The following is a 20,639-nucleotide window of genomic DNA, read 5'->3' as shown; positions in this document are numbered from 1 at the left end:
CCCCTTATTTTCTCTGGTTGCGAAGCCCGGCTTCGTGCGCGTTTCAATGAAATTTACTTCTGCTTCCCTCCTGCTGGCAGCCCTTGCAGTGGCCGCCTGCGATTCTAAAACCGCCACCACCGGCGAAGCTTCCAAAAGCAACGCCACGGTAGAAGCCGCCCCCGCCGACTCGGCCACCGACCCCGCCGCAGCCGAAACCTCCGGCACCCGTGCCACGGCCACCGACGAGGCCAACGCCACGCCCGCCCCGGCCCCTAGCTCCATCCCGGCCAGCAAGGCCGGCGACGCGGCCGCTATTCTGGCCCGGCCGCAGGTGCCCATTCTCTGCTACCACCAGATTCGGGATTGGACGGCCCGCGACTCGAAGGGCGCGAAGGACTACATTGTGCCCATCGCCGCCTTTAAGGCCCAGATTAAAATGCTGGCCGACTCGGGCTACCACACCATCTCGCCTGACCAGCTCTACGCCTACATGACCACGGGGGCCAAGCTGCCGAGCAAGCCCATCATGCTCACCTTCGACGATACCGACCTCGACCAGTTCACCATTGCCCGGCCCACGCTGGAGCAGTACGGCTACAAGGCGATGTACTTCGTGATGACCGTGAGCCTGGGCCGCCCCCACTACATGACCAAGGCCATGGTGAAGCAGCTTTCCGACGAGGGCAACGTCATCGGCTCGCACACCTGGGACCACCACAACGTGAAGAAATACCAGGGCAAGGACTGGGAAACCCAAATCGACAAGCCCACCAAAACGCTGGAGGAAATCACGGGCAAGAAAATTAACTACTTCGCCTACCCCTTCGGCCTCTGGAACACCCAGGCCTTCCCGGAGCTGAAAAAGCGCGGTTTCGTGGCCGCCTTCTCGCTGGCCGAAAAGCGCGACCAAACCGACCCGCTGTTCACCATCCGCCGCATCATCGCCAGCGGCTACTGGAGTCCCAAGACGCTGCGCAACAACATTGTGCAGTCGTTCTAGCCCGCAAAAAGCATGAGTTTCCGGGCTGGCTCTGCCCGCATCTGGATTCACGAAATAGCCTGGCTGCTCGGCAGTTGGGCTTTTTCGTGGCTATTGCTGAGCCTGTTGATGGGGTTTAACTACCTGTGGCAGCCCAAGCTTGACATTCAGATGCACAACACGTACTTCGTGCTTCCGCCGCTGCTGCTTACGACGCTGGTGTGGTTGCCAGTTGCCACGGTAGTTACCGGCGTGCGGGTGCTAACGTCAGCTTTCCGGAACTCTGGCCCTAATTCCGTACTGGTTATTTTAGTCGGCATCTGGACGCTATTTACCTTACTTATTGCATTACGTGGAGTGATAAGCTAATCGCAATGCAGCATTTATCTTATCAATTAAAAAGCCCGGTCATGACAATGACCGGGCTTTTTAATTAAAACCGAATAGAATGAATGACATAACTCACGGGGCTTTCACGCCGCCGGTACCGCTGGCGGCGGGCGGCATACCGGGCGGTACCTGATGCACAACTATCACGAAGGGAAATTCGCCTTTCATCTGGCTGTAAATGGTGGCCTCGTAGTCGGGGCCCTGGTAGCGCACGGCTTCGCAGCTGGGGCAGGTCACGGGCTGGGCAGTGAGCTTGTGGCTTTTGAGCTCCCGGGTTAGTTCGCGCACGCAGCTGGCCTGGGTGGTTTTCAGCACCACGTCCTGGCCGGGGCGCTGGACGCGCATTTGTAGGCGGGCCGAGGGCGCGGTGGCACCCGACGGCACAAACGTCCAGGCGGACTCGCGCATGGTGGCGGTGGGGCCGATGTACGTCCACTCGAAGGTGAGGTGGTCCGTCACCACTTTGGGGGCAGTAAGGGCCGTAGGCTCGGCCCCGATGGCCAGCAAATCAGCCAGCCCGACGCACTGCGCCCGCACCACCGGGGCACAAATGGCCGAGCCAATGAGGAATGCAAAAAGAAGTAGTACGCGCATGGATGGGAAAATGGAGGTCAAAGGTCGGTATTTCAGGCCATAGACAAAAACTTAGCCGAATTATTTGCATCGAACCAAGCTAAATCTATCAATTTTGTCCTTCCTTCTCCCTTTTCCGGATTTCCCCGGTGGCTCGCCCTAGAAAAGGGAGCCTTGCTGGCCGGGCCCCGCAGCGGGTGCGGGTGGCCCCGCCGCTTCGGTGTCAGCAGCCGTATCATCCTGCGCACCCGCATCGGCAGGTGGCAGCATACCCATCAGGTCCGTTTCGGAGATGATGGGCACTTTGAAGCCCAGGGCTTTTTCACGTTTGGCGGGGCCCATGTTGTCGCCGGCCACGAGGTAGCTCAGCTTTTTGCTGATGGAGCCCGTGATTTTGCCGCCGTTGGAGGTGATGAGGAGCTGCAACTCCTCGCGGCTGTGCTGCTCAAACACGCCCGAGATGACAAACGTGAGCCCGGCCAGCCGGTCAGAGGCGGGCACGGGCGCTTCGCCGGTTACTTCCAGCTGCACGCCGGCCTGGCGCAGGCGCTCAATCAATTCACGGTTTTCGGGCTGCTGAAACCAGTGGGCGGCGGCCACGGCAATTACGCCCCCCACTTCGGGCACGGCGGCCATGTCCTCGGCGGTGGCGGCCATCAGGGCATCGATGCTGCGGTAATGGGCGGCCAGCTTCTGAGCCACGGTTTCGCCCACGTAGCGAATGCCCAGGCCAAACAGCACACGCGGAAACGGCACCTGCTTGCTGGCTTCGATGCCGGCAATGAGGTTGTCGATGCTCTTTTCACCGAGGCGTTCCAGCGTCACCAGCTCGGGCCGGCGGGCGGGCAGGTCGTAGATGTCGGCGGGCGTTTTCACCATGCCCAGCTCGAAGAACCGGCCCACGGTTTCGGCCCCCAATCCGTCAATATTCAGGGCTTTACGCGACACATAGTGCTCCAGCCGGGCCTTGAGCTGGGGCGGACAGCCGCGCTCGTTGGGGCAGCGGAAGTGGGCTTCGCCCTCGGGCCGCACCAGCGGGGTGCCGCAGGCCGGACAGGCCGTGGGGTATTGGATGGGCACCGTGTCGGCGGGACGGGCCGTCAGGTCTACGCCCGTGATTTTGGGGATGATTTCGCCGCCTTTTTCCACGTACACCATGTCGCCGAGGCGCAGGTCGAGTAACTCAATCTGGTTGGCGTTGTGCAGCGTGGCACGCTTTACCACGGTGCCGGCCAGCGGCACGGGCGTGAGCACGGCCACGGGCGTCACGGCCCCGGTCCGGCCCACGTTGTAGAGCACGTCGTTGAGGCGGGTGCGGGCGGCCTCGGCGGGATACTTGTAGGCGATGGCCCAGCGGGGGCTTTTGGCGGTGTAGCCCAGCTGGTCCTGCTGACGCAGGTTGTCGACTTTAATAACGATGCCATCAGTCGCCATGGGCAGGTCGAAGCGCTTTTTGGCCCAGTAATGCACGAATTCTAGCACTTCCTCGATGCTGGAGGCCCGCCGCCAGGTATTCGACACGGGCAGCCCGTAGGCCGTTAGCGCCTCCAGCGCGTCGCTGTGGCTGGCGAAATGGCGGCCCGGTGTGAGCAGCGAGTAGGCGTAGAAGCGCAGCTTGCGGGCTGCCACCTGGGCCGAGTTCTGAAGTTTGAGCGTGCCGCTGGCGGCGTTGCGGGGGTTGGCCAGCAGGGCTTCTCCGTTTTGCTCCCGTTCGGCATTCAGTTCCTCAAATACCGGCAGCGGCATAAATACCTCGCCACGCACTTCGAAATCCTCGGGCTGGCCGGGGCCGGGGCGCAAGGCCAGCGGCAGGGTTTTGATGGTGCGCACGTTGGCCGTCACCACGTCGCCGCGGGTGCCGTCGCCACGCGTCACGCCCTGCGTGAGCTGGCCATGCTCGTAGTGCAGGCTCATGGCCACGCCGTCAATTTTCAGCTCGCACACATAGCCGTAAGGCGCGCCTTCCAGCCCCTTTTGCACCCGTTCGTCGAACTCGCGCAGGTCGTCCTCGGAATAGGTATTTCCCAGGCTGAGCATGGGAAAGCGGTGCACCGCGGTGGGAAATTGCTTGGTGATGGTGCCGCCCACGCGCCGGGTGGGCGAATTGGGAAGGGCGAGGTCGGGGTGCGCGGCTTCGAGCTGTTGCAGCTCGGCCAGTAGCTGGTCGAATTCCTGGTCGGGTATTTCAGAGATATCGAGCTGGTAGTACTGGTGATTGAGGTGGTGGAGCTGCTCGGTGAGGGCCTGAATGCGGTGCTGAATGGCGGGAGTATCGGGCATGGCGGGAGTGCCGGACGCGGCAAATCGAAGTCAATTAAAACAAGAGCCGCAAGCTACGGCGGCGCGCCAAAACAAGCGGTAAAACAGAAAAAGCTGCCCGATTGGGCAGCTTTCCTAATTTGGTGACGGGCAGTAGCCTAGCCCGCTACTGATACGAAACGCGCCCGTTAGCAAACGAAAGTTTGTGGGTTTTCCGGGCCGAAGCCAGGCCCTCAGTCACCATTACGTACTCGCCTTGGGCAGAGCCTTTATCGGCCACAATCTTTGGATTCATCAGGGGGCCAACCTTGAAGAGCCGGCTCGCGGGGTGCTCGCCGTATTCCGACACGCTCACTAACAGGCTGTGCGACGTTTCATCCGATTCCGGCAGTTTGGCGCTGCCGGAGCCGTTGCCGACTACATACACCTGGGCGACAGCTTGGCTTAATTTATAGGTTGATACAGACTCAATGGAAGCCAGGATTTTCTTCAAATCAGGGTTGCTTACTTCAACCGTCTTTGGCTTGGCCTGGGCCATTGCCAGCGCTGGGGTAGCCAGCATCAGAAGGAAAAATAGCCGGCTGGGCCGGTTGGTAGTATTTGGCAGGTTTGTGGTCATTGATTGGAAAGGATGGAAAAGTTAAATCCTGCTAAATATCAAGTATTTATTTTCTAGTTCTGCACGAGCACGCCGTCGGCCATAAAGTTCAGCTCTTGCTTGGGCTGGGTGATGGCGGCAATTTCTTTTTCCGGCTTGCCGGCATCGCGCAGGTAGTGCTGCTGGTCGGCCACGCTCACGGTTTCGCGGTGTGCCCAGCCGCTCACGACTACGGTGTGGCCGCTGAGGTCTTTGGGCACGAAAAAGGCGTAATCGCGGAAACGGACGCGCATCTGCTGGCCATCGGCGGTGGGTAGCGTCATCCAGCAGCCTTTGGCCTGGCACACGGCGGTGGCCTTGCCCACCAGCTTCACCTGGGCCGAATCGCGGCTGCCGAGGGCAGTGGCCAGGGCACTCATGGGCACCGCGCCGGCGGGGTCAACGGCCGCGCCGTAGGTCTGGCCGGGCGTGGCCGGGGCAATGCGGGTGTTGCCCGGGGCTTCGCCTTCTTCCTCTTCACCCTCGGCATTGGCACCGGCCCCTTTGGGTACTTCGGAGTCGTGGCCGTTCACTTCCTGCTGGCCCTGAGGCACCGGCAGCACGGGGTTGATGGGAGCCGAGGGGAAGAACTTAAGCAGTAGCAGAATAGCGACGAGTACGCCAGCGAAAGAGAGCAGAAATTTCATGATTCAGGAAATGGGGTTTTGAAGCAAGTGCATGGCTGCCATACTAAATCAGTCCGGCAGCCAGCTTAAGGCAATAAGTGAAGCAAATGGTTATTACTGGCTAATAACGACTGCTTTATGCAGCTTACGAGCATAGGCCATGCGGCGCTCCGACCCGCCCGCACCCGTGTAATCGAAGCCCACTGTGGTGGGGTCTTCGCGCAGGGCCGCCCAGGTTTTGGCGTCTACTTCGGCGGGTTGCTCGGTACCGGCCGGAATGGCGGGCTGCATGAAATGGGCATCGGCGAAGAAGCTATTCATGCCCTGCAAAATGGCAATTTCCTGGTCGCGCACGCTGGCCGACTGCGGGTCGGCAATATCAGTGTGGGTGAGCAGGGCGCGCGCCGGCAGCACTTCGTGGCGCAGGGTATCGCCGGTGCTGCTGGTTACGATGAGGTGAGCCTGGGCCGTGAGCACGCGGGGTCCGCGCAGCTGCAGAATGAAATTATCCTTGGTGGCCGGGTCCGAAAACGAGTGGGTGGCGCTCACGGTGTTGAGCACCGTTTTGCCGCTCACACGCACGCGGCTGCCGGCAGGCGGCGGGGTGTAGGTAGTGCGGGGGTCGGTGGCGGAACTGCTTACCTCGCGCTCGGTGCTCACGCAGGAAGCCAGTTGGAGCGTGAGGCCAGCGGCCAGCAGCCCCAGGGCAGAAAGTCGAAGACGTTTGATTTTCATAAAATGAAGCGCGGCCGAGAATAGACCAGTGCACGAAGGTAAGGTGGAAAATGAAGCCGATGCTATATAGAAAACCTGCATAGGCGGCCTGCGCGTGGGATTTTACGGCAAATACACATTATTGGGTTTGACTTCTGCTTTTTAGAACCCAATCGGTCATCCCGATGCAGCACAAATCTGACTATGCCCGTCGTAAGAATCCCCTTGGTTTCCTCCCGCGTCGGAATGCCAGGGGCCTCCCTTCTTAAAACAAGCCTATTTCAAACCCTAGCGTCCAGCGAGGCAGTTCGGGCCAGGCCGCGTAGCCGGCGGCAAAAACCGGCGAAAGCCGGTAGTGTGCTGTGAGGGCGTAGCGGTCGATGCCCACGCGGGCCCCGGCGGTGCTCGACCAGCGCCGCAGATAAGGCAGCCCGCGCTCGGTGGTTTCGACGGAGCCGATGCCCGGGGCGGGGGCGTCGTCGGTGGTATGGGCAGTGGCGGCGGCCCAGCTGCCACCGGCCAGCAAGTCGAGGTAGCTGCCCACGGCGTTGCCCCGACGGCCGCAGTTCAGGCGCAGGCTCACTTCGGAAAACAGTTGGTGCAGGGCCAGAATTTCGCTGCGGTGCAGGCTCGGGCCCGGCACACGCTTCTGCCCGTCTTGCGCCAGGCTAAAGCGCTGATAAGCATAGCCCAGGTCAGCATTGAAGGCCAATACCTGGCTCACCCGAAACTTGAGTCGCCCGCCAACGCGCAGCTCGGCCGAGCTCAGCCCGTAGCGCACGGCCGCACCAGTGCCGGCCGGACCCGCCAGTAGTCCGTAGCCAACGTAGGCATGCCCGAAATAGCGTCGGTTCGGGCCAAATGTCGTTTTTACGGTATCATCGGCCACGTTGGCGTGCACCAGCACCTGCTGGGCGCGGGCGGCGGGCAGCGCTCCGGCCAGCAAGCCCAGCAGCACCAGTCCCCGGCGCATCGCCCCGGCCGGTACCCATTGCCTATTCGGTTTTGAGGGCTGCATTATTCTGAATAGGTGGCCGTATAGCCTTTGAAATGGACGCGCAGCACATTGCCGCCGCCGAGGAAACGGCGCGGCACCTGCACCACCAGCCGCTGCGTGACGGCCCGGGTTTCATAGCGCCGCAGCACGCCGCGCCGGTCGGCCAGGTTCCAGTAGAGGTAGGCCGGGTAGTTGGGCTCGGGCAGCGGGGCGGGGCTGGGCGCCACGGGTTGCTCGCGGCCCACCCGGGGCACGTTGTCGGTAGGATTTTTGGCTTCCGGGATGGGCGCGGTAGCAGGCAGCACAGGTTCGCTCTGGTCGGCCATGAGGGGCAGCATTTCGGCCGGCCGTAGCGCGGCCTCGGGGCGAATGATGACAGCAACAAGGCTGTCGTGGGGCACAAAATCGAACGTAGGCCCGGTAGCAACGGCCGGTTGCGACGGTGCGAAGTGCGCGAAGCGGGGCCGCCCCAAGCCGTGGGCGTAATCAAAATACGGGTACAGTTCCCCCGATTTTTCCAGTCCCCGAAACACCTGCATGGCTGTGAGCTCCCGGTGCTGCTGCCACAGGCAAGCCGCAAAGCCCGCCACCAGCGGCGAGGCAAACGAAGTACCTTCCAGCCGCTCGTAGCCGCCAGGCGTGGTGGTGAGCACGATGCCGAAGGCGGCCAAGTTGGGCTTAGGCCGGCGGTCGGCGGTGGGGCCGTAGGAACTGAAATCGACGTGCAGGCCGGTTTCGGGGTCCAGCCCGCCGATGGCCAGCACCGAGTCGGCATCGGCGGGCGTGCCGATGCGCACCCAGTCGTCATCCCCGTCGTTGCCGGCGGCACTCACCACCAGCAGGCCCTTGCGGGCGGCCAGGTTGGCAGCGCGGGCAATGAGGCTGCGGTGGCCGTCCATCTGCTCGGGGAAATAGCGCTGCTCGGTGTAGGCCAGCGACGAATTGATAATGTCTGCCCCGAGGCGGTCGGCCCATTCCACGGCGGCCAGCCAGGCTTCTTCCTCGGCGTAGCGCTCGCGGTGCAGCTGCTCGGTGCGGGCCAGCAGGTATTCGGCGGCGGGCGCGAGGCCCAGGGCCACGCCGGGTGCGCCGCTGCCGCCGGGCAGGCGGCCGGCCAGGCAGCCCATCACCTCGGTGCCGTGGCTGCCGCCGATGAACACGTCGTCGCGGTTTCTGAGAAAATCGTGAGTGGCCACGATGCGCTTGCCCGCCATCAGTTCCTGAAACGCCGGATGCTCCGGCAGCCCCCGAAATCCCACATCGAATACCGCAATCCGCATCCCCTGCCCGGCCAGGCCGGCGGCGCGCAGCGCGGCCCCGTCGAGGTGGCCGGTTTGGCGGCGCGCTAGCAGGTAGTCGTTGGCCGTGATGGGCTTGGGCGAGCTGGCGGGTAGGTGGATTGTTGAGTTGGTGGATTGGTGGGTTGGCGGAATAGTGGATTGGTGGGCTGCAATTGCAACGTTGCGCAGCGGCCACTCCTCGACTTTAGCCACGCCCGGCAGCACCCGTAGCGCAGCGGCCTGAGCGGGCGTAGCGCGGCAGGCCACGGCATTAAACCAACGGCTAACCAGCGTCACGGTATCGACCTGCGCCGCGACGGCGGCCACGTAATCGGGCCGCACGGGCAGGTCGGTGGCATCGAAAGCGGGCAGATGCTGCCGGGCGCGGCGGGCCTGTGCGGCGGGCGAAAAGTACCGGGCCGGGTCGAAACCCACGCCGCTTTTGTCGCGCAGCGTCACCCAGTAGCGGGCGGTAGGCGGGGCGCTTCGGGCACGTATTCGACTGGCAGCAGGATTCGCCCACAACATGCTACCCACCAAAAAGCTAATCCAGAACTTTTGCAAACTACTTTATCGGGCAGGTAATTGAAACGGAGCAATGGCAGGCATTTAGCTAGTACACAAGCCTAAGCATATGCTACACGGGCTGCTACAAACCGTACTTGCTGAGCAGATAAATCAGTGACGCCATGCTGGCACCGCCGAGCTCCAGCTCGCGGCGGTTCACCTTGTCGAAGGTATCGGCAGCGGTGTGGTGGATGTCGAAATAGCGCTGCGAGTCGCACTTGTAGCCGATGAGGGCTTTGGGGTGCACGGCAGCTTGCAGAGGTTCAATGTCGGTGCCGGAGTGGCCAGCCGTTACGTCGGCGGCGTGGTAGGGCAGCAGCAGCGGGGCCAGCCGGGCCAGCTTGGCCACGGTGGCAGGGTCTCCCTCCACGGTGAAGCCGCGCGGCGTAAACCCGCCCCCGTCCGACTCGATGGCGGCGAGGTGGGTTTCCTTGTTCTGAGCGGCCAGGCGGGCGTATTCGTTACCGCCGCGTGTGCCGTTTTCTTCGTTCATGAAGAGCACGGCGCGCAACGTGCGCTCGGGTTTAAAGCCGGCGGCGCGCAACAGGCGCAGGGCCTCAATGCTTTGTACGCAGCCGGTGCCGTCGTCGTGCGCGCCCTGGGCGAGGTCCCACGAGTCGAGGTGGCCGCCCACGGTGATGATTTCCTGCGGGTATTTGCTGCCTTTGATTTCGCCCACCACGTTGTAGCTTTTTTCTTCGGGCAGGGTGATGCACTCCATTTCCAGCTCGAATTGCAGGTCGGGATTGGCCTTGAGGAGCTGGCTGAGCTTGTCGGCGGCGTTGGTGCTAAGGGCCGCGCCAGGTACTTTGGTCACGCCCTCGGCGTAGCGCATGGTGCCGGTGTGCGGGTTGTCGTCACGGGCCGAGGTCATGGAGCGCACCAGGGCGCCCACGGCCCCTTTTTTGGCGGCTTCAATGGCCCCGTTGGCGCGTTGGTCCACAGCCCCGCCGTAGGCCGCGCCCGGCTCGATGAGGGCGTCGTTGAAGGGCCGGTTGTAGAACACAAACTTGCCTTTCACGGCCGCTTCGGGCAGGTTTCTGACTTCCTCCAGGCTGTGAACTTCCACCACGCCGGCCTTCAGCTTGCCGCCGGTGCCAACGGAGCCGCCCAGCGCGCACACGGCTACCTTCACGCCTTTGTCCTTATTCCCAATGATTTCGCCGCGCTCCCGGCTGCCGCGCACCCAGTGCGGCACCATCACCTCCTGCAAATACACGCGGTCGAAACCGGCTTTTTCCATGGTGGCTTTGCCCCAGTCCACGGCCATCTGGGCCTGCGGCGAGCCCGACAAACGCGCCCCGATGTTGCCGGTGAGGTAGCGCAGATTTTCGTAGCTCTCGCCGCGCAGCAGGGCCTCATCAAAAATTTTGCGCAGGGCCAGCGAGTCCGTTTGGTCGGCTTTAGCCGTAGCAATGGGTGCGGGAACTGCTCTGCTTTTTTTGCGCGACTGCGCTTCAATTGGAGCGTTGATTACCAACAGTGCGCCGGCCAAAACCAGCATTTTTTTAACGTGACAATGCATAAAGCGACGGCCTGAAGCCGCGACCAAAGTGGCCGGGCATGGGCGAAAGTACGGCAACGAGCCATTGCGGGGTGCGGCACGGGCCATATTCAAGATGTATTAGCCGTGCGGCCACCCGCCGGTCCGCCATCGCAGCCGCACAATGAATAAGGCCGTAACCCCTGCCGCAATGCGTCGAAGGATTACGGCCTTGCGCGACTTTATCGGTTAGGGCAGCGGTAAAGTTTACTTCACTGGCGGCACCGGGGCCATGGGCGTGGCCTTGCCAATTTTGATGCCCGGCCGGCGCTCGGGGCCGTAGCCGCGCATGTCCACGGTGGGCATAAGGCCTTCCGCTACGCGCACCGTGAAGAGGTACTCATAGTCCTGCTCGCCAATTTCTTCCACCGGCGGGGTGGCCCCAAAATCATCAATGAGCGACAGCACGGTGTTGGAATGGCCCACGATGACCACCGATTTGCCGGCGTATTCCTTCAGAATGCGGTCGGCCAGGTCGCGGCCGCGTTTGGGGTCGTAGGTCTGCGGCTCCAGTTTCAGGGCCTCGGCCAGAGGGGCCAGGGTGGCGCGGGTGCGCTTGGTATCGGTGGTGAACAGGGCGGCGGGGTGGTGGCGCAGCAGCGTCTGGCGCAGGGCCAGGGCGCGGGTCTGGCCCAGGGGCGAGAGCGTGGGGTCAGCGCGGTCGGAGGTCGAATCTTTTTCGGCGTGCCGCACAATATATATCGTGGTCACCAGGGGCTTGATTTTGGATTTGACTTTGATAGGGGCCGGGGCCTGAGCGGCGGCAGGGCCGACAAAAGCGGCCAGACCGGCCATCAGCCACAAAATGAAGGAGAAGCGTTGGGTCATTGGAAACGGAAGAAGCGGTGAATGTGTTCAGCAAATTACGCCGCAATCGGGAATGAAGGTTGATTCTGGAGCGGCTTCATGTGCTGTTCAGACGGCTATGCCGTATGTTGCTGACGGAATCCGGGCCTTTCAGACGCTCACCGCTGAAAAGTCCCTCCCCGCACCTCAACCCCCAATCCCCTTCATGCACGTTCTGCTCATCGAAGACGAAAAAAGCCTGCACCAGGAAATGCGGCAATTTCTGCTGCAAGCCCAGTACCTGGTCGACTCGGCCTACACCTACGCCGAAGCGTCGGAAAAACTGTACGTGAGCAGCTACGACTTCGTGCTGCTCGACCTGGGCCTGCCCGGCGGCGACGGCCTCGACCTACTCCGTGAGGCGCGCCTGAATGAAAACCAGGAGGCCTCGTTCATCATCCTCACCGCGCGCGGCGCGCTCGATGACCGCATTCGCGGCCTCGACCTCGGGGCCGATGACTACCTGCCCAAGCCCTTCTCGCTGCTGGAGCTCACCAGCCGGATGCAGGCCATCACGCGCCGCAAGTTCAACCTCAAGCGGCCCGAAATCACCTTCGGCCAGGGCTTTAGCATGGACCCCAACGCCCGCATTGTGCGGCACGGCGGCCAGGAAGTACCCCTTACCAAAAAGGAGTTCGACCTGCTACACTACCTGCTGCTGCACCGGGGCCGCGTGCTCACGCGCCTGCAGCTGGGCGAGCACCTGTGGGGCAACGTGCTGGAAGACGACTCCGACTCGAACTACATCGACGTGCACATCAAAAACGTGCGCAAGAAGCTGGCCCAGTTCGCCTCGGCCGACTTTCTGGAGACGGTGCGCGGCATCGGCTACCGGGCGGCGGAGTAACTTCGTTGAGTGACTGAGTGAGGGAGTGACTAAGTGACGTTCTGAACAATCACTTGGTCACTCCTTCGCGCAATTATTAACCACTCAGTTGCTCCCTTACCCAGTCACTCGCATCGCATGCGTCTCGAAGCCAAGCTTGCCCTTTTCAACGCCCTATCCAAGCTGCTGCTGGTGCTGCTGGGGGCACTGGTGATTCCGCCCATTGTGCAGCGCGTGGCCGTGGCCCACACCGACCTGCACCTGCGCGCCAAGAAGAAGCAGGTGCTGGCCCTCATCGCCCGCGACGGCTTGCGGGCTTTCGAACGCGGCGAGCGGGCCGAAACCTACGCCGACTACAACATCTTCAAGCAGGAATACATCACCCTGACGCCCCTGCCGGCCGGAGGGGCCCTGCCGCCCGAGCGTATTTTTGAAGAGCCCCGGCAGGTAGACCAGCAGGTGGAGGATTTTCGAATTCTGAGCTTTGCCCGGCCGGTTCAGGCGCCGGGGCAGCCCGCGTTTCGGGTCGAGATTGGCTCGTCGCTGGAGACGGTAGAGCTGCTCACGGGGACGCTCCGCAACCTGGCCCTGTGGGTGCTGGTGGCGGCCTCGCTGCTCACTGTGCTGTCTGATGCAGCCTTTGCCCACTACCTGCTGGCGCCCCTGCGCGAGCTGATTGTGCGCAAGCTGCGGGGCATCCGGCAACCATCCGATTTTCAGTTTGAACCCATTGATACCGATACCACTGACTTTCGCCGGCTCGACGACCGGTTGAACTCGCTGATGCGGCAGGTGCAGTCGGCGTTTGCCAAGGAGCGGGAGTTTATGAGCAACGTCAGCCACGAGTTGCTCACGCCGGCCAGCATCCTGCAGTCGCGCTTCGAAAACATGCTGCAGGACCCCACCCTGCCCGAGGCCCATGCCCAGCAAATTGTGGAATCGCAGCGCACGCTCTACCGCCTGCGCAACACCGTGCGCACCCTGCTGCTCATCGCCAACATCGAAAATGAGCAGTACCTGCGCAACGAATCGGTGCGGCTGAGCACCGTGGTGGCCGAGGTAGCCGAGGAGCTGGACGACCGCCGGCAGCAGCGCGACATCGCTCTGGAAGTAGACCTCACCGGCAACGACACCCGCCCCCTAGCCAACGCCAGCCTGCTGCACACGCTGCTGCGCAACCTGCTGAGCAACGCCATCAAGTACAACCGTGAGGGCGGCAGTATTCGGGTGTTGGGCCGTGCCCTGTCCACCGGCGGCTACACGCTGCGGGTGGAGGATTCCGGCCCCGGCATCGCGCCCGAAAACATCCCGTACCTGTTCGACCGGTTCCGGCGCTTCAACTCCAACGCGCCCGGCTCGCCGGAGGGCTACGGCTTGGGGCTGCCCATTGCCCAGACCATTGCGGGCTTCCACGGGGCCACGCTGCGGGCCGAGTCGGAAGTGGGCCGGGGCACGGCGTTTATTCTGGATTTTCAGCCCGCTGCCAACTTACCGGTGGGGTTCATGCCGGCTTCATAGGCGTTGTGGTAGCTTCGGGCAGTTATTCAACTTTCCGTGCGTACTCTGCTGAAAATCCTGCTTGGAAGCCTGCTACTGGTGCTAATAGTAGCCCTGGGCACCGAGGTAGTGGCTCTGCACCGCATTGCCCCTGCCCTAACTGCTCAAACCGCCCCGGTTGTGGTGCGCAAGTCGACCACGGCACCCGTGCCGCCCAAAACAGTGCGGCCGGTTGCCACTCACCGGCCTCCCTCCAAACTGCGCAAAACCGCGCTTCCCATTCACCACAAAGCCCCGGCTAACTAGCCGGGGCTTTTCATTTTACTTGGATTGGCTACTCCTGATTGGCCACGCCGTAGTCTTCCGAGGGCACGGGCTGGGGCGGGGCGGGCGCTACCTGCGCTTCGGGCAGCGGCAGCTGCCACTGCTGGCTGAGGTGGGCCAGGCCGTGGGCAGCGGTGAGGTCGAACTTGCAGGGCACGATGGATACGTAGTTGTTGGCGAGGGCCCACTCGTCGGTATCGGTGCCGGAGTCCAGGTTCACGAACTGGCCCACCAGCCAGTAGTAGGGGCGCTGGTAGGGGTCGAGGCGACGGTCGAATTCCTCCTGCCACTTGGCGCGGGCCTGGCGGGCCAGGCGCAGGCCGGCAATGGGCGTTTCGGAGTTTTTGGGGATGTTCACGTTGAGAGCCGTGCCGGCGGGGATGCCGTGGTCAAGGGCGTGGCGGCACACCTGCGTCACCCACTCGCCTACGTGCGAGAAATCGGCGTTGGGGCCGTATTCGCAGAGGGAGAAGCCCACCGCGGGCAGACCTTCAATGGCGGCTTCAATGGCGGCCGACATCGTGCCTGAGTACAGCACGTTTACCGAGGCGTTGGAGCCGTGGTTGATGCCGGATACCACGAGGTCGGGCGTGCGGTCTTTGAGCACGTAGTGCTTGGCAATTTTCACGCAGTCGGCCGGGGTGCCGGAGCATTCGTAGGCATCCACGTCAGGGCCAAAAACCGGGTTTTTGGTAAGGCGCAGGGCGTGGCCGATGGTGATGGCGTGGCCCATGCCGGACTGCGGCGAGTCGGGCGCAACCACGACGACTTCGGCCCCGAGAGCCACCATGGCCTGCACGAGGTGGCGGATGCCGGGGGCGGTGATGCCGTCGTCGTTGGAGACGAGGATGAGGGGGCGCGGGAGGGCGGCGGACATAAGCAAGGGGTGTTTGGGGAATGGCAAAGGTAGGCGGCAGGAAAGCCGAGTGGAAGAACTCTCCTCCTTGCCAAGGAAGGGATGTTCGCGCGAAGCGCGTACGGGGGTAGTTGTGGCGTTGCTACGGCTTCGTTTAGAATTATTCCAACGTTAGCAAACGCCACAACCACCCCAGCCGGCGCTTTGCGCCGGCGTCCCCTCCTTGGCAAGGAGGGGAGTTTGTTCTGCCGTTCCCTTTCCAACCGTTCCTTTGCACCTATGTTCACCTTGCTCCTCGCTTCGCTCATGACCCTCGCTCCCACCCTACCGGGTACGACCCCGGCCTGGCGCACGCCCTTCGAAAACGACCCCGCTGGTAATACCACCGCCACCTACGCCGAATGCGTGGCCTATTACCAGAAGCTGGCCGCCGCCTACCCCGCGCACCTGCACCTGGCCGAAGCCGGGCCCACGGATGCCGGCCAACCGCTGCACGAAGTGGTGCTGAGCGCTGACGGCGACGGCGACCCGGCCAGCACCCGCCGCAAAAACCGCCGCATCCTGTTCATCCAGAACGGCATCCACCCCGGCGAGCCCGAGGGCATCGACGCGAGTATGATGCTGGCCCGCGACCTGATGCAGCAGAAGTCGCTGGCGAAGCTGCTGGCGGGCGTGACGGTGGTAATTGTACCCGTTTATAACATCGATGGCATGCTGAACCGGAACTCGACTACCCGCGTGAACCAGAACGGGCCGGCCCAATACGGCTTCCGGGGCAATGCGCGGCACCTGGACTTGAACCGTGACTACATCAAGCAGGAATCGCGCAACGCGCAGTCGTTTGCGGCGCTTTTTCAGAAATGGCAGCCCGATGTGTTCGTGGAAACCCACACTTCCAACGGGGCGGACTACCAATACACCATGACGCTCATTGCCACCCAGCACAGCAAGCTGGCCCCGGCGCTGGGCTCGTATCTGCAGGGGCAATTGCTGCCAGCGCTCTACAAAAGCATGGAGCAGAAAAAGTGGCCGATGACGCCCTACGTGGATTTTGAAGGCCAGACGCCGGAGAGTGGCCTGCGGGCTTTCCTCGAAACGCCGCGCTACTCCACCGGCTACGCAGCGCTGTTCAACACCATCGGCTTCATGCCCGAAACGCACATGCTGAAGGCCTACGCACCCCGCGTGCATTCCACTTACGATTTCCTGCTGACGATGCTGGAAACCGTGGGCCACCAGGCCCCCGCCCTGGCCGCCGCCCGCGCCAAAGCCGCCACCGATATGGCCGCCCAGACCACCTTCCCCCTCACCTGGGCGCTGGACGAAGCCCACGCCGAAACCGTGCAGTTCCGGGGCTACGAGGGCAAGATGAAACCCAGCGAGGTAAGTGGCCAGCCGCGCCTGTACTACGACCGCGCCGCACCCTTTACCCGGCCGGTACAGTATTTCAATACTTTCAAGGCGACCACCTCCGCCAGCCGGCCCACCGCCTACATCATCCCCAAAGCCTGGACGGAGGTGGCCGACCGCCTGCGCCGCAATGGGGCCACGCTGGAGCCGCTGACCCGCGAGGTGACCGCGCCGGTAGAAGTCTATTATTTCGAGGATTTCAAGACCACGCCCAAGCCCTTCGAGGGCCACTACGTGCATAGCCAAGTGCGGCTGCAAACCCGCACGGAAACCGCCACCTTCCAGCCCGGCGACCTGGTGGTGTACCTGAACGAGGCAGCGCCCGTGCGCTACCTGATGGAAACGCTGGAGCCCCAGGCCACCGATTCGTTCTTCGCCTGGGGATTTTTTGACAGCGTGCTCCAGCAAAAAGAGCATTTTTCCGACTACGTATTTGAGGACCTGGCCGCCGACCTGCTGCGCCGCGACCCCGCCCTGCGCGAGCGGCTAGAGAAACTCAAAAAAGACAACGCCGCCTTCGCCGCCAACGGCCCCGCCCAGCTCGAATGGGTGTACCTGAATTCGGCCTACCACGAAGCCGGCCACAACCGCTACCCGGTGGCGCGGTGGCTGGGCACGGGCAGGCTATGAGTTATTTTAGATAAGAGTTAGGAGTTGAATATGCAGGATTCAACTCCTAGCACTCAATTGAACTGGTGCCAGCCCCAGCGCAGCAGCGCCACGCTGCCCCAGCCCACCAAGCCCACCACGGCCACCAGCACCATCAGCAGCAAGACTATCAACCCCTTGCCGCTGCCGCTGTGCCTGCCTTCGGCGTAGTGGCGGCGCAGCAGGGCCACGTTGCGCTCGTTGCTTTTGTAGGCGAAATCGAACACGTTGCCGAGGATAGGAATGCCGCCCACCACGGTATCGATGAAGATGTTGAGGGCCATGCGCACCACTACGGCCCCACTGGCCCCGTGCCGGAACATGGTCATCAGCAAGGCCACCGAAACCACCGTGGTCGACAAGTCGCCGACTACGGGCAGCAGCCCCAGCAGCGGGTCGAGCCCGAAGCGGAAGCGCGTGCCGGGCAACTGAAACTGGCTGTCCATGAGCCGGGCCACGCGCTCGACCCAGCGCAGACGCTCATCGGCATCGAAGGAAGAAGGGAGTGGCGGTTGCGGGCGCGGGAGCATAGAGCAGGCTTTGGGGGCATGTACGTACCCAGCGGCCGAACGATGGCCTGGACGGCACAAACCCAGCGCGAACCCGACGCGGCCTAGCGGGGCGCGAGGCGGTCGGGGGCTTCGCCGGTGGCCGGCTGCTTGCGGAAGGTTTCGTACAGCACCAGCGCCACCAACAGCCCGAACAGCACCAACGACGAGCCCTGCGTGCTCAGGCCCAGCCCTTGTTTGGCCACAGGCTTGGTGAGCAAATCGCCAAACGTGGCCCCAAACGGCCGCGTGAGCACAAACGCCGCCCAAAACAGCAGCACCCGCGAAATGCCGGTGAAATAATAGGCCAGCACCAGCACAGCCAGTAGGCTGCCAATCAGCAAGGCCCCGCCCGCGAAACCCAGACCGGAATCATCGGCCAGAAAATCGCCCAGCGCCGTGCCCAGCGTGTTCGACAACAGGATGGCGGCCCAGTAAAACACTTCCCCGGTGCGCGTCTTAATCTCCGTGACGGACAGCGACCTTTCGCGCAGCCACCACAGGCCCAACACCAGGCCCAGCAACGACACCAGAATCAGCGAGCCGGTGGCATAGCCCAGGCCCAGGGTGCGGTCCATGTAGTCGGACATGGTGGTGCCGGCCGTGCTGGTGGCCAGAATGGTGGCCCAGTATAGCGCCGGAATGTAGTGCGACACAGCCAGCTGGCCCGCCAGCACCACTAGGAAGAACCCAATCAAGATGAGCGAGCTGGCCCCGTAGCCCACCTTCATGGTTTGGGCCAGCAGGTCGCCGGCGGTTTCGCCCAGCGTAGTGGCGCAAATCTTCATTATCCAGAACAGCAGGGTGACTTGGGCGATTTTATTCATGGCAAGCAACAAAGTGAAGAAGCGGCAAAAGTGCCGGCGCATCCTGTCGATTTTCTGTGGCTGCTCACCTCGCCCCATCCAGCCTAATAGTCACCCCCAAAAAGAACGCCGGTTCGGCTAGTCCAACCGGCCCAGCAGCCAGGCCACGGCCGCACCCTCATCGGTGAATGTGCGCAGCGCAAGGGTGTCCGTGTCAGCGTAGGCCGCTTCCATGATGGCGCGCAGCTCATCATCTTCGCGCAGGTTTTCGGCCCGCACGGGGGCCACCAAAAAGGCCAGGCGCAGGTAGGCGGGCCGCACCAGGGCGGCGGCCCGGGGCAGCCAGTCGGTGGTGACCCAGCGGGCGGCTTCCGGGTCAGTGGTAGGGCGGCGGCGCACATCAAGCAGCCAGTGCGGCGTGCCCAAGGCTTCCGGCGCCTGCAGCACGGCCTCGTACTCGGCGCGCTCCGTACTAAGGGTGTGAAAAGTGAGCCAGCGCGCCGTAAACAGGTCCAGGTCGGGACGGTAGGCAAGCTGAATGGAGAACGGAGAATTCATTGCACAGGAAACTTCGACCTGCCAAAACTACGATACTACGCGGCAGTTGCCCGACACTCTGTTTACGTTCGTTGACTCTGATGCCTCACTGCCCCGGTTGCTACTACGGCAGCGGTTGGGGCAATGAGGATAAGCAAAAAGCCACGCGTACCAAATGGCACGCGTGGCTTTTTTGCTATTCACGGACTAAAAGTCTGCGATACTGCCTTACCGGCGGCGGCGCGGCTTCTCATCTTCGTCCTCGTCGTCATCATCCTCGCCGAAGCTTGGCATGGTGAACATTGAAGACAGCAAATCCTTGAACTGCGCGCCGGCCGTGAGGCGGTTGCGCGAAATCAGGCTGTGCTCGCTCAGACCGTGGAGCAGGAATTCCATGAGGAAGTAGGTGTGCTCGGGCGTTTCGTTGGGGTGCAGCTCGGTCACGATGTCACGCAGGCCGGGCACCTGGTCGAGGGCTTTGCGGTAATCGGCGGTGCTGGCGTCGTGCAGCAGGTCCAGGGTGTGGCCGTTGCCAAACCACTCTTGCACTGTTTTGTAAGGCGAGGGGCGGTTTTTAAGCTTTTTGGCCTTATCGGGGTCGGGGAAGTAATTCAGGAACAGCGTGCGGATGGCCTTGCCCATCAGCTTCTCGGCCACGATACCCGCGCCCTCCTGCTCGCCCTCGTACACCAGCTCCACCTTGCCCGTCACGGCGGGCACGGCCGAGATGAAGTCGCCCAGGCGCACGTAGGTGTTACTTTCGCCGTTCACCAGCGCCCGGCGCTCGGCGCCCGCAATCACCTGCTCGTAGGCCGAGATGGTGAGGCGAGCCGATACGCCGGATTTGGCGTCTACAAATTCGGAACCGCGGGCTTCAACCGCAACTTGTTCCACCAAATCGTGGATGACTTCGTTGCTGGTCACCATGCCGCGCTGCTCGTCCTTGATGCGGGCTTCCTGCTTGGTAATGCGCTTGCCGATTTCGATGGACTTAGGGTAGTGCGTGATAATCTGAGCGTCAATCCGGTCCTTGAGCGGGGTCACGATGCTGCCGCGGTTGGTGTAGTCCTCCGGGTTGGCCGTGAAAACAAACTGAATATCCAGCGGCAGCCGCACCTTGAAACCGCGAATCTGAATGTCGCCCTCCTGCAAAATATTGAACAGCGACACCTGAATACGCGCCTGCAAATCGGGCAATTCGTTAATCACGAAAATGCCCCGGTGCGCCCGCGGAATCAGCCCGAAGTGAATCACCCGCTCGTCGCTGTAAGGCAGCTTCAGCGTAGCCGCTTTGATGGGGTCGGCGTCGCCGATGAGGTCGGCCACCGACACGTCGGGCGTGGCCAGCTTCTCGGTGTACCGTTCGTCGCGGTACACCCAGGCCACGGGCGTGTCGTCGCCCTTCTCGGCAATCAGGTTTTTGGCAAATACCGACAGTGGCTGCAGGGGGTCGTCGTTCAGCTCGGAGCCGGCCACTACGGGCATGTACTCGTCGAGCAGGTTGATGAGCAGCCGCGCGATGCGGGTTTTGGCCTGCCCGCGCAAGCCCAGCAAATTGATGTGGTGCCCGGCCAGAATGGCGCGCTGCAACTCCGGAATCACGGTTTCCTCGTAGCCGAAGATGCCGGGAAACACGTCTTCTTTCAGCCGCAGCTTGCGGATGAGGTTTTCCCGCAGCTCGGCTTTCACGGTGCGGGGCTTGTAGCCAGACTTTTTCAGCTGGCCCAGGGTGGTAATGTGGGCGGAATGGTTGGTTGGAAGCTGGTCGTTGGCCATGAAAGGGGTTAGATTGTC

Annotated in this window: 20 protein-coding genes; 6 read left to right on the top strand and 14 right to left on the bottom strand. The window is 62.6% G+C overall.

The window, feature by feature from the left end:
• The first annotated feature begins 46 nt into the window (after positions 1–46).
• Positions 47–982 (top strand): polysaccharide deacetylase family protein, encoded by a 936-nt coding sequence (locus tag I7X13_RS02585; protein WP_198074232.1) that lies wholly within the window; start codon positions 47–49, stop codon positions 980–982.
• Between the two features lie 12 nt (positions 983–994).
• Positions 995–1,330, top strand: coding sequence for a hypothetical protein (locus tag I7X13_RS02580; RefSeq protein WP_198074231.1), 336 nt, complete (start codon positions 995–997; stop codon positions 1,328–1,330).
• Between the two features lie 93 nt (positions 1,331–1,423).
• On the opposite strand, the gene I7X13_RS02575 is transcribed toward I7X13_RS02580, so the two are convergent.
• The 9 genes from I7X13_RS02575 to I7X13_RS02535 all read right to left on the bottom strand — a co-directional run bounded on the left by I7X13_RS02575 (position 1,424) and on the right by I7X13_RS02535 (position 11,375).
• The gene (locus I7X13_RS02575; RefSeq protein ID WP_198068208.1) at positions 1,424–1,945 is read right to left on the bottom strand and encodes a hypothetical protein; all 522 of its coding nucleotides are present in this window, start codon (positions 1,943–1,945) and stop codon (positions 1,424–1,426) included.
• 138 nt (positions 1,946–2,083) lie between these two features.
• Complete coding sequence (gene ligA, locus I7X13_RS02570; protein WP_198074230.1) at positions 2,084–4,204, bottom strand: NAD-dependent DNA ligase LigA; 2,121 nt, start codon at positions 4,202–4,204, stop codon at positions 2,084–2,086.
• Between the two features lie 145 nt (positions 4,205–4,349).
• Positions 4,350–4,721 (bottom strand): hypothetical protein, encoded by a 372-nt coding sequence (locus I7X13_RS02565; protein ID WP_198074229.1) that lies wholly within the window; start codon positions 4,719–4,721, stop codon positions 4,350–4,352.
• Positions 4,722–4,855: 134 nt separating this feature from the next.
• Entirely contained in the window at positions 4,856–5,467 is a 612-nt protein-coding gene (locus I7X13_RS21385) for a DUF4920 domain-containing protein (RefSeq protein WP_233454640.1), read from the bottom strand.
• A 93-nt stretch (positions 5,468–5,560) separates the two neighbouring features.
• Positions 5,561–6,181: a hypothetical protein gene (locus tag I7X13_RS02555; protein ID WP_198068205.1), complete on the bottom strand. Its 621-nt coding sequence runs from the start codon at positions 6,179–6,181 to the stop codon at positions 5,561–5,563.
• A gap of 244 nt (positions 6,182–6,425) precedes the next feature.
• Entirely contained in the window at positions 6,426–7,178 is a 753-nt protein-coding gene (locus tag I7X13_RS02550) for a hypothetical protein (RefSeq protein ID WP_198074228.1), read from the bottom strand.
• Positions 7,178–8,896: a S8 family serine peptidase gene (locus tag I7X13_RS02545; RefSeq protein ID WP_198074227.1), complete on the bottom strand. Its 1,719-nt coding sequence runs from the start codon at positions 8,894–8,896 to the stop codon at positions 7,178–7,180. The genes I7X13_RS02550 and I7X13_RS02545 overlap by 1 nt, the downstream gene beginning before the upstream one ends.
• Positions 8,897–9,086: 190 nt before the next feature.
• Entirely contained in the window at positions 9,087–10,508 is a 1,422-nt protein-coding gene (locus I7X13_RS02540) for a M28 family peptidase (RefSeq protein ID WP_233454639.1), read from the bottom strand.
• Positions 10,509–10,754: 246 nt separating this feature from the next.
• Positions 10,755–11,375 carry a phosphoglycerate mutase family protein gene (locus I7X13_RS02535; protein ID WP_198074225.1) on the bottom strand — a complete coding sequence of 207 codons (621 nt, stop codon included), beginning with the start codon at positions 11,373–11,375 and terminating at the stop codon, positions 10,755–10,757.
• Between the two features lie 184 nt (positions 11,376–11,559).
• On the opposite strand from I7X13_RS02535, the gene I7X13_RS02530 reads away from it, so the two are divergent.
• The 3 genes from I7X13_RS02530 (at position 11,560) to I7X13_RS02520 (ending at position 14,022) form a co-directional block, all read left to right on the top strand.
• On the top strand, positions 11,560–12,240 hold the full coding sequence (locus I7X13_RS02530) for a response regulator transcription factor (protein ID WP_198068200.1): 681 nt from the start codon (positions 11,560–11,562) through the stop codon (positions 12,238–12,240).
• A 117-nt stretch (positions 12,241–12,357) separates the two neighbouring features.
• Entirely contained in the window at positions 12,358–13,737 is a 1,380-nt protein-coding gene (locus I7X13_RS02525; protein ID WP_198074224.1) for a sensor histidine kinase, read from the top strand.
• Positions 13,738–13,773: 36 nt separating this feature from the next.
• Positions 13,774–14,022: a hypothetical protein gene (locus I7X13_RS02520; protein WP_198074223.1), complete on the top strand. Its 249-nt coding sequence runs from the start codon at positions 13,774–13,776 to the stop codon at positions 14,020–14,022.
• A gap of 28 nt (positions 14,023–14,050) precedes the next feature.
• Here the strand turns inward: I7X13_RS02520 and surE are convergent, their stop codons facing one another.
• Positions 14,051–14,917 (bottom strand): 5'/3'-nucleotidase SurE, encoded by an 867-nt coding sequence (gene surE, locus I7X13_RS02515; RefSeq protein ID WP_198074222.1) that lies wholly within the window; start codon positions 14,915–14,917, stop codon positions 14,051–14,053.
• A gap of 258 nt (positions 14,918–15,175) precedes the next feature.
• On the opposite strand from surE, the gene I7X13_RS02510 reads away from it, so the two are divergent.
• Positions 15,176–16,936 (top strand): M14 family metallopeptidase, encoded by a 1,761-nt coding sequence (locus I7X13_RS02510; RefSeq protein ID WP_198074221.1) that lies wholly within the window; start codon positions 15,176–15,178, stop codon positions 16,934–16,936.
• 53 nt (positions 16,937–16,989) lie between these two features.
• Here the strand turns inward: I7X13_RS02510 and I7X13_RS02505 are convergent, their stop codons facing one another.
• From I7X13_RS02505 to I7X13_RS02490, 4 genes are all read right to left on the bottom strand, one after another.
• A complete protein-coding gene (locus I7X13_RS02505; protein WP_198074220.1) occupies positions 16,990–17,484 on the bottom strand; it encodes a DUF4112 domain-containing protein in 495 nt (164 codons plus the stop codon).
• A gap of 83 nt (positions 17,485–17,567) precedes the next feature.
• Positions 17,568–18,329 carry a COG4705 family protein gene (locus tag I7X13_RS02500; RefSeq protein WP_198074219.1) on the bottom strand — a complete coding sequence of 254 codons (762 nt, stop codon included), beginning with the start codon at positions 18,327–18,329 and terminating at the stop codon, positions 17,568–17,570.
• Positions 18,330–18,446: 117 nt separating this feature from the next.
• Positions 18,447–18,866, bottom strand: coding sequence for a hypothetical protein (locus I7X13_RS02495; protein ID WP_198074218.1), 420 nt, complete (start codon positions 18,864–18,866; stop codon positions 18,447–18,449).
• Positions 18,867–19,073: 207 nt separating this feature from the next.
• Positions 19,074–20,621, bottom strand: coding sequence for a sigma 54-interacting transcriptional regulator (locus I7X13_RS02490; RefSeq protein ID WP_198074217.1), 1,548 nt, complete (start codon positions 20,619–20,621; stop codon positions 19,074–19,076).
• Positions 20,622–20,639: the final 18 nt, after the last annotated feature.

This window comes from Hymenobacter negativus, from assembly GCF_016056375.1.
In the GTDB taxonomy this organism is placed as follows: domain Bacteria; phylum Bacteroidota; class Bacteroidia; order Cytophagales; family Hymenobacteraceae; genus Hymenobacter; species Hymenobacter negativus_A.
This window is presented reverse-complemented; position numbering and strand designations above follow the sequence as displayed.